The 11,066-nt window shown below is 67.8% G+C and carries 13 protein-coding genes and 1 tRNA gene; 5 read left to right on the top strand and 9 right to left on the bottom strand.

The window, feature by feature from the left end; genetic code table 11:
• On the bottom strand, positions 1-757 hold a 757-nt coding region (locus EJK15_RS07875; protein ID WP_240776822.1), incomplete at its 3' end, for a sensor histidine kinase.
• 212 nt (positions 758-969) lie between these two features.
• Here EJK15_RS07875 and EJK15_RS07870 point away from each other — a divergent pair.
• Positions 970-1,042 (top strand) — tRNA-Arg (locus tag EJK15_RS07870).
• A gap of 525 nt (positions 1,043-1,567) precedes the next feature.
• Here the strand turns inward: EJK15_RS07870 and EJK15_RS07865 are convergent.
• From EJK15_RS07865 to EJK15_RS07835, 7 genes are all read right to left on the bottom strand, one after another.
• The gene (locus EJK15_RS07865; protein WP_138709704.1) at positions 1,568-2,149 is read right to left on the bottom strand and encodes a dihydrofolate reductase family protein; all 582 of its coding nucleotides are present in this window, start codon (positions 2,147-2,149) and stop codon (positions 1,568-1,570) included.
• 66 nt (positions 2,150-2,215) lie between these two features.
• Positions 2,216-3,055: a helix-turn-helix domain-containing protein gene (locus EJK15_RS07860; protein WP_206060708.1), complete on the bottom strand. Its 840-nt coding sequence runs from the start codon at positions 3,053-3,055 to the stop codon at positions 2,216-2,218.
• 152 nt (positions 3,056-3,207) lie between these two features.
• Positions 3,208-3,852 carry a DNA alkylation repair protein gene (locus EJK15_RS07855; protein ID WP_206060713.1) on the bottom strand — a complete coding sequence of 215 codons (645 nt, stop codon included), beginning with the start codon at positions 3,850-3,852 and terminating at the stop codon, positions 3,208-3,210.
• An 873-nt stretch (positions 3,853-4,725) separates the two neighbouring features.
• Complete coding sequence (locus EJK15_RS07850) at positions 4,726-5,241, bottom strand: DUF6069 family protein (protein WP_206060707.1); 516 nt, start codon at positions 5,239-5,241, stop codon at positions 4,726-4,728.
• A gap of 31 nt (positions 5,242-5,272) precedes the next feature.
• Positions 5,273-5,731, bottom strand: a complete 459-nt coding sequence (locus EJK15_RS07845) for an SRPBCC family protein (RefSeq protein WP_206060706.1) — start codon at positions 5,729-5,731, stop codon at positions 5,273-5,275.
• Entirely contained in the window at positions 5,728-6,051 is a 324-nt protein-coding gene (locus tag EJK15_RS07840) for an ArsR/SmtB family transcription factor (protein WP_240776821.1), read from the bottom strand. The genes EJK15_RS07845 and EJK15_RS07840 overlap by 4 nt, the downstream gene beginning before the upstream one ends.
• 313 nt (positions 6,052-6,364) lie before the next feature.
• A complete protein-coding gene (locus tag EJK15_RS07835) occupies positions 6,365-6,622 on the bottom strand; it encodes a hypothetical protein (protein ID WP_138709701.1) in 258 nt (85 codons plus the stop codon).
• A gap of 636 nt (positions 6,623-7,258) precedes the next feature.
• On the opposite strand from EJK15_RS07835, the gene EJK15_RS07830 reads away from it, so the two are divergent.
• The 4 genes from EJK15_RS07830 to EJK15_RS07815 all read left to right on the top strand — a co-directional run bounded on the left by EJK15_RS07830 (position 7,259) and on the right by EJK15_RS07815 (position 10,062).
• Complete coding sequence (locus EJK15_RS07830; RefSeq protein WP_171074167.1) at positions 7,259-8,029, top strand: PAS domain S-box protein; 771 nt, start codon at positions 7,259-7,261, stop codon at positions 8,027-8,029.
• A complete protein-coding gene (locus tag EJK15_RS07825; RefSeq protein ID WP_138709699.1) occupies positions 8,013-8,474 on the top strand; it encodes a hypothetical protein in 462 nt (153 codons plus the stop codon). The genes EJK15_RS07830 and EJK15_RS07825 overlap by 17 nt, the downstream gene beginning before the upstream one ends.
• A gap of 69 nt (positions 8,475-8,543) precedes the next feature.
• The gene (locus EJK15_RS07820; RefSeq protein WP_206060705.1) at positions 8,544-9,620 is read left to right on the top strand and encodes a DUF6745 domain-containing protein; all 1,077 of its coding nucleotides are present in this window, start codon (positions 8,544-8,546) and stop codon (positions 9,618-9,620) included.
• A gap of 10 nt (positions 9,621-9,630) precedes the next feature.
• A complete protein-coding gene (locus EJK15_RS07815) occupies positions 9,631-10,062 on the top strand; it encodes a hypothetical protein (RefSeq protein WP_138709697.1) in 432 nt (143 codons plus the stop codon).
• Here the strand turns inward: EJK15_RS07815 and EJK15_RS07810 are convergent.
• Positions 10,059-11,039, bottom strand: coding sequence for an LLM class flavin-dependent oxidoreductase (locus EJK15_RS07810; RefSeq protein WP_138709696.1), 981 nt, complete (start codon positions 11,037-11,039; stop codon positions 10,059-10,061). The two genes, EJK15_RS07815 and EJK15_RS07810, sit on opposite strands and share 4 nt — an antisense overlap.
• Positions 11,040-11,066 lie beyond the last annotated feature (27 nt).

Raw genomic sequence — 11,066 nt, 5'->3', positions numbered from 1 at the left:
CGGCCCGCCCCACCCTCTCCACCAGGGTCTCCGCATCGGCCAAGCGAGGCCGAGTGGCCTCGGAGTCATCCCCTTCCTGCCGCAACAGTCCGATCATGGACCGCATCTCGGCCAACCCTTTCACGCTGTTCTCCCGTACGGACTCCATCACCTTCCGGACCGTCGCCGGATCGAGATCCTTACGAGAGAGCGCAGCCGTGGACTGGATGGCGATCGCGCTGAAGTGATTGGCGATCATGTCGTGCAGCTCGCGAGCCATCCGCGTACGCTCGGCCGCGATGGCCGCCTGCCGATCGAGCTCCGCCAGATGGGCCACCTGCTCGGCCCGGACCCGCTCAACCGCCGCCCGATCCCGCTGCTCCCGTAAAACGAGAGCAGTCGTAACCGGCGTAACCAACACCAACGCCGCCTGCACCCCCATCACGGCCAGCACCCGCCAATCCTCCGCGATGAACCCCGCCACCGCCCCGCCCGCGACCGCCAGCACAGCGGTGACTCCGAGCAGCACCCGAGCCAATCGAGCCGGCCCGTAAAGCGCAGCGGCATACAGGTTGTCGGTGAACACGAGAACGGTCCCCAGCGACGGCCCCACGAACCCGTCCAGTGTGATCCCGACGATCCCCAGCCCCAGGGAGACCAACGGCGCCCGCGTCCGCACCAGAACTCCGGCGCAGGTGAACAACAACGGCACGCCGAGCACCCATACAGGCACATCGCGTTCGAGGAAGGCCCTGCCCGCGATCAGCACCACGCCCATCGCGAAGGCCAACCCGGCCCACAACGACACCCGATTCATGTTCCCCATCCCACCACCCCCCGTCCCCGCTTCCCTCCTGCGCGGGACCCGCCTGTGGATACACCCTTCGATGTACACTCTCTGATCCCTGCAAGATCGAGCCGACGGGCGCATGATTGCGGTATCTGGTTCGAGGTACTCGCCAGAACCCGCTATGCTTGCTTACGCACCGAGCGGCCGTAGCTCAATGGATAGAGCATCTGACTACGGATCAGAAGGTTACGGGTTCGACTCCTGTCGGCCGCGCTCACTCGAAAGGCCCGCCACCAGGGACATCCTGGAGCGGGCCTTTGTGTTTGTCAGGACAAGGTCGAGATCTTGCTAACACCCGGTCGCGGAGTTGCTCGCCCCAGGGGTGCCGACGCCGGAGGTGGCCCGACGGTTTCGGGCGAGCGGGATGCCATCCGACCCCAGGTATCGTGCGTCGCGAGCCAGATGGTCGGCCAGTCGGTCCTACTTGGCCACGCGCCCCGTGCACGAGCCGCACCTCTCGCTTGACGCTACGGTACTGGTTACCAGGGCCAGGGCCTTTGGCCCATGCTCGCCCCGCAGACATGCCAATCTCAGCATGACCTCGTCGTGCCGCGCGGGATTCTCGGCGGCGAGGCGTTAACGATCATCGCGCCAGGCATAGATGGCCAGCTTCCGGAGCTTGTGACCCCTCAATGGATCGGCGTGTTCGGGACCGCTATCGGTGCCGGGATCGGAAGTTTGGTCGCGATCGTCAGCCCGCCGACAGTGCGAGCTTCTTCGCGTACCCGCTCAGATCGGTCATCGGCGCACCCGATAGCGCAGGTGGAGCACCCGGTTGCCCTGGATCACCACGTCAGGATCCTCCAGCAGGTGCTGTGCGTCGACCGACCCGAAGTAGCGCTTGCCGGACCCGAACACCACGGGCGCGACGTCCATGGCGACCTCGTCGACGAGCCCTGCGGCCAGCACCTGGCCGCCGACGTCGCCGGCGGCGACCTCGACCGTGCGGTCGCCCGCAAGCTCCTGTGCCTTGGCCATGGCGGCCTCGACGCCGTCGACGAAGTGGAACGGCGCCTCGGGGTCCCAGCCCTCGGGCATCGGCCGGTGCGACACGACGACCACGTGGTCGATCCCGCCCGGTGGCTTGCCGCCCCAGCCGTCCGTCATGTCGAAGACGTGGCGGCCGACGACCGTCACTCCGATCTGGTCCCAGTACGGCCGGGTGTAGTCGTAGGACGTCTGCGACACCTTCAGCTCGCCGCTCTCGTCCAACGGGACGTCACCGCTGGACAACCAGTCGAACAGCGGTCCGGGCTGGTCATTCTCGTCCGCGACGAAGCCGTCCACCGACACCGAGCTGTACATGACCACCTTGCCCACGGGGCTCTCCTCTGCTTTGGGGTGCCCCCAAATTAGCGTGTCGTGAGCTGTCGCTCTTGTAAGAAATCAATCGGCCGGCAGCGGCCAGCCGTCCAGCGCGTGGCCGGGATGTTCGCGCAGGAACCGCCGCCGGACTTCGACGTACCGGGTCGGCGTGAGCCCGGTGAACGCCCGGAACTCGTGGCCGAAGTGGGCCTGGTCGAAGTAGCCTGCGCCACCGGCGAGGTCGCCCCAGTCGATCGGTCCGGCGGGGTTGATCGCGAACACGGTGGCGGCGAAGCGGTAGGTGCGGGCCAGCCGCTTCGGCGTGACGCCGATGAGCTCCTTGAACCGCTGTGCCAGATGAGTGCTGCTGACACCGGCTGCCACGCTCAGGTCTCCGATCGCCACCGCCCCGCTGGTCGCCGCGATGACGCTGCTCGTGTGGCGGACCAGCCCCAGGCCGGCGGTCTCGCACAGCCGTCGCATTAGCTCCTCCTCGAGCAGCGTCAGCATCTCGTGCGGTCCGTCCGCCGTGGCCAGCCGGTCTCGCAGCTCAGCGATGGCGGGCCGGCCCCAGATCTGCTCTACCGTCACCGACCGGTCACACAGCTCGGCCGCGGGCATCGGCAGGAACGGCGCCAGCCCCCACGGCTTGAAGTGCACGCCGACGGACCGGGTCCCCGGTGGGTAGCCGAACTCGAAGGCGCGGGTGGGTGTGGTGACCACGCAGCCGTCGGCGTACTCGGCCGTCTCGATGTCGGTGCCGGCGCGGATGCGGAACGGCGCCCCGAGGTTGACGATGAGCAACGCCGACGGCATCGGCGGCAGCGTCAGCCGGGCGTACGGCGGCGTACCCTCCAGGTAGTAAAGGTCGTCGATCAGCCCGGCCAGCGGCGGTCGTGGCACTCTGGACACGTACTCCACGCGTCACAGCATCGCCGATGCATGGGTGGGCCGCCAGGTTGTCGTACGCCGTCAGTCGCGGAACTGCGGCGGGCGCTTCTCCTCGCGTCCGGCCACGGCCTACTCGAAGTTGCCGGTCAGCAGCTGGCCCACGCCCGTGAGCGCGAACCTTCCTACTTATCGTGCTGCCGGCGCACCATCTCGGTGATCCAGATGGGCGCGAACGGAGACGTGCAGCCCGGGGAGGTCGGGTAGTCCTTGAGCACCTCCAGGCGCTCACCGATGTCGATTGCACGGGCGCGATGCTCGGCGTGCTCGATCCCGATCTGAGCCAGGCAGTGATTCATCGCCCACTGCAGGCGATCCGGGGCGACTTTCATCTCCGCCTCGATGACGTCGAGCAGTCCTGCGAGGTCGAGGCCCTCGGGCTTCTTCGTCACGCATTCGGTGGTCAGCGCCCAGCCGGCACTCGTCACCACTGGATCCGGATCGGCGGACCAGGCCAGGCGCAGCTCTTCGGAGTGCGGGTTCTTCTTCACCACGTAGCTCAGGAGCCAGTCGTGCACCTTGGGTGTGCGCGCCTCGCGCACCATGACGTCCAACTCGTCACGCTCGAACGCCTTCGGGCGGCAGATCAGGATCGACAGCAGTCTCGCCGCGGTGTCATCCGTCTCCCAGAGCTGGCACGCGAGTTCCTGCTGCGTCTTCAGCCGCTTCGCGAGCGCGCGCAGCTTGCTGAGGTTCACACCGTGATCGTCACCGTGTTTCTCGTTCACCTCGCGCGTCTTCGGGTCCTCAAGCTCGGCCAGCTCGGCCATCACCTCGGCCACCATCGTCTCGGTCAGCGTCGCCTCGGCCACCTCAGCCCCCTGTCCATCACGTGCGAGATTCACCCTACGACGGAAGCCGGCCTCCTGTCGTACACGCCGGTTCGGCGGCAGCCACCGGCACGAAATCCCGTGTCTTCACAAATTTGCAGCAGTTCTCGGCCCCGACTCTCGCCTTCACTCCGAGCAGCCATCCAACTCCTGACCAACCCGGTTAGGAGAGTGATGGGCTCAGCCGCGCACCACCAGTTCGTCCGGGAGATTCGGGAATAGTTCGGCTCAACACCCAGCGTGCACCGCCTGAGCCACTGGGAAAGGTGTAGCGATACCAAGGAGGTCGTCGCCCAAGATGCCGAACACATCGACTGCGGTCCCAATCCCGCACTCCACCAGCCAAAACGCCCCGTCACCGATCACGGGAACGGGGCGTGAATGACTAAGCGTCTCTGATTGGCTTAGCGATCCTGAGCGTTGCACAGGATCAGGACACAACGAGGTGCCCGGCATCCACCAATCGTCTTCGTGCCCTGGTACCGGCAGCGAGGCCACCGGCCCGTTGAACACGTCCCTCCGGACGCTGACCGGCCAGACGCGCACGGCCTGACCGAGGAGGGTGCCCGACGTCGCCTGGGCGCCGGGCGTGCAGTGACACTATGCCACATGATAACTACGGTTGGCTAACCCCATCAGCAACCCTCCAGCTCACCTCCAAAGATGCCGTCCATAGCTGTGGCACCTTCCTGCATGATGCGGGCGGATCTGGCGACAGTAGATCGTCGGAGTGCTCAGGCAGGTGGTAGCCTTGTGCCCTGACGGTTTTCCTCAGCCATATGGTGTGAACGTTTCCACCATGGGGGTCCTCCCTCAGTTGTCGCCCTGGCTGCGAGGGGACTGGCTTCCTTCGCGCACGCTGAGCGCGCCGGCATCGCTTGGTTGATGACTGAGCCTGCGTATCGTCAGGAGGCCCACGATCGTGATGGGCACGAGTGCGACGTGGCACAGCGCCAATGTGAGCTTGCTGGTGGCGTCGAAATCAGCAGGAACCGTCATGACGACAATGGTCCCGAGTGCGAGCAGCGGACCGATGACCAGCGCCGCGGGAACGACCCAGCGCCAGCGACGGGAGAGCACCGCTGCCGCGGTCATTCCCAAGAGCAAGGGCAGGACGGTGAACCCGGCGACGGTAAGAGCGTCGACCTCGGCGACCTGTCCGGAAGCAGTAAACCGGAAAGTGCCTCCGGCAGCCCGTCCGAGTGCATGGATGACGAGGTTGATGGCCAGCGCAGCGGTCACGGTCGCGGTGACAATGATGGTCCGGCGATAACGGCGTCGCGCTTGTCTGTCCCGGGCGCGATCGTTGACGTCGTGTGATGTGGTCATGTCCATCTCCGTCGTGTGGTGCCGATCGCCGCTATCGGCGGAGGAGGTAGGCCTCGATGCGATCGAGCGCACCGACCCAGACGTCCTGGACGAAGAAGTCGCGCACCTCGACGGTCGGGAACCCACTCTGCACTACGGTGACGAGCGTTCCCTTGTCGTGTTCTTCGAAGGTGATCTCGATCGTCGTCGTCATGGTCATCCCGTCCGGGCTGCTGCCGGTGGACTCGGTGACCAGGCGATGCGGACGGTCGATGGCCACGAAGGTCTGCGTCTCCCGAAACAGGGTGTCGCGATCCGGTCCCCAGACGGCAGTCTGCTGACCGCCGATGCGCAGGTCGACCTCGATCTCGACGATGCCGGGCTTCTCGTCGAGGATGCTGAACCAGATCTTCTGCTTCTCCGCGTCGGTGTAGGCGTCGAAGACCTCCTCGGGGGTGGCGGGAAGCAGGCGTGTCATCCGCAACTGGGTGGTCTCGGTTCGTTCGGTCACTGTTCAGTTCCTTTCTTGAGGGTGAAGTAGGCATCGAGGCCGTCGAGTCGGCGTTCCCAGAGTCGTTGGTAGAAGACGATCCAGGACATGGCATCGTCCAATCGTTCGGTTCCCAGGCGGCATTGCCGCGTCCGGCCGATCTTCTCGGTGGTGACCAGGCCGGCGTTCTCGAGAACGAGTACGTGTTTCTTCATGCCGGTCAACGACATGCCGAACGGTTCGGCCAGTTCGCCGATCGATGCCGGCCCATTGCCCAGGCGGACCAGGATCTGCCGCCGTGTCGCGTCTGCGAGCGCTGAGAACACTCGATCGAGGGTCATATGCTGAACCATGTGGTTCACCATATGACACTGAACCGGAAGGTGCAATGACAGGGCGCTCACGGATCAGTTGTTCCAGCGCGGCAAGCTGCCGATCTCATGTCGCCGTGCTCCAAGGCGCTGTCGGCACAGTTGAAGCGTGGCGGCCGTCGATTACCCCTGGAGCCCGCGGGCCATGGCCGCCGCCTCCCCGTGAGTGCGCCAAGGCGATCGTCGCGCCGGGTGCCCAGCGCTTGGTCATCAGGTGGGCGCCTCCGTCTTGGGGCCGGCGAGTGGCCCGGCAAGCGTCTCGGCGGCGGCGGCGATCGCGGAGTCAGGCGTTCCGTACGCGACGGTACGTGAGCTCGAAATCGACGTTCCAGGTCACGCCGTCCCTCGACATCTCCCAGCGCGCCTCCACGGTGTCGCCGTCCGAGCTCAGCGTGCCGGTGAAGCGCTGGTGGAAGCCGGGGGCGGCGCGCCATATCCGCCACTCGCCGTCGGTGAACGTCATCCGGTAGACCCGGTGCACGCCGCGGGCGTCCGCGTACAGCATCGTGAACTCTTCGGTGGCGTCGTCCAGGCCGATCACGGCGGTGGTCGGGAACGGAGTGTTCTCCTGCCACGCCCGCGGTGCCGTGGCCGGGATGTGGTCGGCGCCGGAATCCTGCCGGAGCCCCTGGGAAAGTTCTTCCTCACCGTAATCGCATGGTCACCGATGGCATACTCGTCGCGTGCCATCCTGTGTCCCCCGTGAGGATGCCCGTTATTTCGGCGGCGCCATACCGACGCTGGTTCTCCACTCGGCCGAACCCATCGTGCAGCTTCCCAGATTCCGGCTCGTTTCGGGTAGGCCGTCGACCTGTGCCGGTTGGGAGTTCGTTCCCGGTGTGACCTTTTCGATGATCGAAGGACCGGGGCGGTTCCGGCTCATGGTGGAGGGGATCACTCATCGGGATGAGGCCGATGAGCGTTTCGCGTGGCTGAGCGCCGTAGACCGTGCTGGTGGGGCGGTTGTGCTCGTGGTCGACGCGCAATGCATGACGTATGACTGGGCGACAGCGGCCGAGAGCAGGCGGGCGCGGGGCGGGTTCGTGCCCGTCATTCGGCGTTCCATGTGAGCCGAAGGCGCCGCCGACGCCTGGCGCGCACCCTGAGGCCCTCCATCCACACGGGTAGCCAAGGATTAGCCCAGCCAAAGCTAACTATGTGCATTAATCTTGCCACTGTGGGTAACGACGCCGCCGCACGGGTGATGCGCCGCATTGGGCGGCGCGGCGCCTCTCTCGCATTCGTCGGGCTGCTCAGCCTGGCCATCGCCGCCTCCCTGGCGTTCGCGCCCCCCGACCAGCGCACCACCCCTGGCTACGCCATGCTGGCCTCCGTCGCCCCGCTGGCCGTCTGGGCCTCCGCCTGGTGTCTCATCGGCGGCCTGTGCCTGGTGCAGACGTTCATGCGCTCCGATCGGGTCGCCTTCGCCGCCGCCTCGGCACTGCTCCTGCTGTACGGCCTGGTCTACCTGGTCTCGACCTTCACCGGCGACAACCCGCGCGGCTGGGTCGGCGGCGCCGTCTGGCTGGCGTTCGGCGGCTGGATCGCGTTGATCGCCACCTGGCCGGAGGCCGTCAGCGTGGACCGGCTCCCGGGCACCGGGTCGGCGGCCATCGTCGTCGCCGACGCCTCCGGGGTCATCATGTCGTGGAACCCGCAGGCGGCGGCGTTATTCGGCTGGAGCACGGACGAGGCCGTCGGGCGGCCGCTGACCGTGCTGATGCCGGCCCGGTTCCGCGAGCAGCATGCCGCCGGGCTGGCCCGGGTGCGCGACACCGGCCATTCGGAGCTGGCTGGGCGGATCATCCCGCTGGTGGGGCTGCGGCGCGACGGCAGCGAGTTCCCCATCGCGCTGACCGTCAACGCCTGGCACAGCGACGAGGGCATCACCTACACCGGCGTGATCCGGCCAGTGGTGGGAGGAGGCCGCGATGTCCGCGCTGAGTGACCTCCTCATCCAGCTCGCCGTGGGCACCGTCCCGCTCGGCGTGGCGTACCTCGCCTTCAGGTCGGCCACCGACGCCAACAAGAAGACGCAGCAGACCGCGCTGATGCAGGCCGAGCGGCAGGCCGAGCTAGAACGTTCCAAAGTGGACGCCGAGGCGTTCCTCCGGGCGAAGACGATCTACGAGGACGCGCTGAGCCTGATGGAGACGCAGATGGCCCGGGTGCACAACCAGTCCGCGCAGCTCAGCACCGACCTGGCCAACGAGCAGAGCACCTCGACCGCGATGCGCGACCAGATCCGCCGGCTCCAGGCGCAGATCCGGGCCCTGGAGCGGACCGTGATCGCCCTGCGGTCCCAGCTCGTCGCGGCGGGCCTCTCACCGGCACCTTCGTCGGAGACCACCGGCCCCTACACGGTCGGCCGGCGAAATGACGACACGTGGTAGACACGCGCCGCGCCGATCTGTCACTATTTCGTACATGATCGTGAGAAAGGACGACGCCACCCTCATCTGGTGAGCGTCCTCGTGCAGCGGGAAGCTGCCAAAATCCGCGAACAATGGCTGGGCTGGGCGTTGTCGACGCTGCCCGCCGACCGTCCGGCCGCTGAGGCCGCCATCTCCGAGCTGTACGACCTGATCGGGCTCGCCCCGCCGCGCTTCCACTGGGTCCTGTCGCCGCTCGCGGCCCTGGTGACCGAGCCGCCCGGAGTTCCTGCCCGCGAGAGTGTCGCGCGCCTGCCCGGCTGGCCGCTGCCGGCCCGCTTCTCCGCCCTGATCGTGGAGCTGTGCTACGGGCTCGACCGCCGGGTCGAAGGGCGCCGGGAGCCACTCGAACGGCTGATCCGCCAGGAGATCCGCTTTCCGGTCTCCCAGTCCGTCAGCAGCTCGCTCCTCCCGCCGCTCCAGGCGGCGCACGATGTGCCGTTCTACCAGGTCAGCCGCTGGTACAGCAGGCAGGCCCCGTCCTGGGTGGCCCACTACGACGCCCTGCGCCGGCTCGCCGGGGTGGAGTTCACCGCCGAGCAGCGCCGCCGGCTCGGCCTGTGGGAGACCGTGGCCAGGTCGTGCGGCTGGTGGTGGCCGCGGCAGGACGTGTGCGTGGTCTCCGAGCGGCCCACCTTCGTCCACACCGAGACAGCGGCCGACGACGGGCGGGTGCGGCTGCACCACGCGGACGGGCCGGCGATCGGGTACGCGGACGGGTGGAACCTGCACTCCTGGCACGGTACCCAGGTGCCCGCCTGGGTGATCGAGGACCCGGACGTCCGGCGGATCGCGAACGAGGGCAACGTCGAGGTCAGGCGGTGCGCGATCGAGCGCATCGGCTGGGCCTCCTACATCGAGCAGGCCGAGCTACGGCTGGTGTCCGTCGCTCCCGACCCCGGCAATCCGGGCTTCGAGCTGCAGCTCTACGACATGCGCAGGGAGACCGGGGTGCTCCTCGCGGTCAACGGGTCGCTTGAACGCGACGGGCACCGCCGCCGGTACGGGCTGACCGTGCCGGGCTACTTCGACGATCCGATCGCCGCCGCCGGCTGGACCTACGGGCTGTCCGGCGAGCAGTACTCCCTACTCCTGCGCAGAACCTGAGGTGATTCCCATGAACGTGACACTCGCTTCCCTTTCCCAGCAGACCGGACTCACCGTCCTCGACCACCTCGAGCAGTCGGTGACCATCCCCGTCGTCGACGGGCTCCAGGCCCAGGGCGACCTCATCGTCATCCCGCACTCCGTCGTCGCCTCGTCCGTCAAGCCAAGATCCGATTGGATTCCCGTACCCGCTGAGGGGATCGAGCTGCTGCGCGGCGCCGCCGGGGGCAACCCGCACACGCTCGTCGCCGAGCCGGGCACCTGCCGGTGGACGACCGCCGTGACGGACGCCGACGGGCTGGCGATCGGCATGTTCGAGGCGTCGGCCGTCGTCTACCTGCTGCATCCCGAACACGGAGGCTCAGGCTGCGCGCCGGGCACGTACGTGGTCCGGCGGCAGCGCGAGCGCGACGGTCAACGGGCGCGCCTCGTGGCGGACTAGAGCCCGTACGCCCGGGCCAGCAGCTCCGCCGAGCGCAACCACGCCTTCCTGTCGGGCGCGGAGAACACGACGATGAGCTCGTCGGCCCGGGCGTGCTCGGCGAACCGGTCGACGTACGCCTTCACCTCGTCCGGGTCCCCGACGGCGGAGTACTTGGCCATCTGCAGGAGCTGCTGCCCGGCCGGCGACTCGAGGATCATGTCGGCCTCCTCGGGCGTGAACGTGCGCCCCCGCCCGAGGAACCGGCTCACCCTGAACCGCTTGGCCGACAGGAACTGCTCCTGCGCCTCCTCGGTGGTGTCCGCCGCGATCACGTTGAGCGCGGCCATCACGTACGGCTGCTCCAGCTGCGCGGACGGCTTGAACTCGCGCCGGTAGAGCGCCACGGCCTCCTCCAGAGCGGCCGGGGCGAAGTGCGAGGCGAACGCGTACGGCAGCCCGAGCGCGGCGGCGAGCTGGGCGCCGAACAGGGAGGAGCCGAGGATGTACAGCGGCACGTTGGTTCCCTTGCCGGGGGTCGCGTCCACTCCCGGGATCCGCGACTCGCCCGCCAGGTAGCCCTGCAGCTCCAGGACGTCCTGCGGGAACGCGTCCGCGACGGCCGGGCTGCGGCGCAGGGCCCGCATGGTCTGCTGGTCGCTGCCGGGCGCACGGCCGAGCCCGAGGTCGATCCGCCCGGGATGCAGGGTTTCGAGCGTGCCGAACTGCTCGGCGATCGTCAGCGGGGCGTGGTTCGGGAGCATGACGCCGCCGGCTCCGAGGCGGATCGTCCGCGTGTGGGCGGCCACGTGGGCGATGAGCACACTGGTCGCCGAGGACGCGATGCTGTCCATGTTGTGGTGCTCTGCGTACCAGATCCGCTCGTATCCGAGCTCTTCCGCGCGCTGCGCCAGGGCCACGCTGGCGGTGAAGCTGTCGCTCGCCGTCTCGCCCTCGCCGATGTGCGCCAGATCAAGGATGGACAGCGGCAGAGCCATGGGTACGCGCCTTTCGCAGAGCGGGCA

Origin of the sequence: Nonomuraea basaltis (genome assembly GCF_005893125.1) — a bacterium.
Taxonomy (GTDB): Bacteria; Actinomycetota; Actinomycetes; order Streptosporangiales; family Streptosporangiaceae; genus Nonomuraea; species Nonomuraea basaltis.
The sequence above is the reverse complement of the archived record's forward strand: the minus strand, read 5'-3'. Positions and strand labels throughout refer to the sequence as shown.

What these genes read in the sequence shown, in the direction of transcription:
- EJK15_RS07815 (WP_138709697.1), top strand. Translation starts at nt 9,631, where the DNA reads ATGAACGTGACACTCGCTTCCCTTTCCCAGCAGACCGGACTCACCGTC.
- EJK15_RS07825 (WP_138709699.1), top strand. Translation starts at nt 8,013, where the DNA reads ATGTCCGCGCTGAGTGACCTCCTCATCCAGCTCGCCGTGGGCACCGTC.
- EJK15_RS07840 (WP_240776821.1), bottom strand. Translation starts at nt 6,051, where the DNA reads ATGACCCTCGATCGAGTGTTCTCAGCGCTCGCAGACGCGACACGGCGG.
- EJK15_RS07855 (WP_206060713.1), bottom strand. Translation starts at nt 3,852, where the DNA reads ATGGCCGAGCTGGCCGAGCTTGAGGACCCGAAGACGCGCGAGGTGAAC.
- EJK15_RS07850 (WP_206060707.1), bottom strand. Translation starts at nt 5,241, where the DNA reads ATGACCACATCACACGACGTCAACGATCGCGCCCGGGACAGACAAGCG.
- EJK15_RS07810 (WP_138709696.1), bottom strand. Translation starts at nt 11,039, where the DNA reads ATGGCTCTGCCGCTGTCCATCCTTGATCTGGCGCACATCGGCGAGGGC.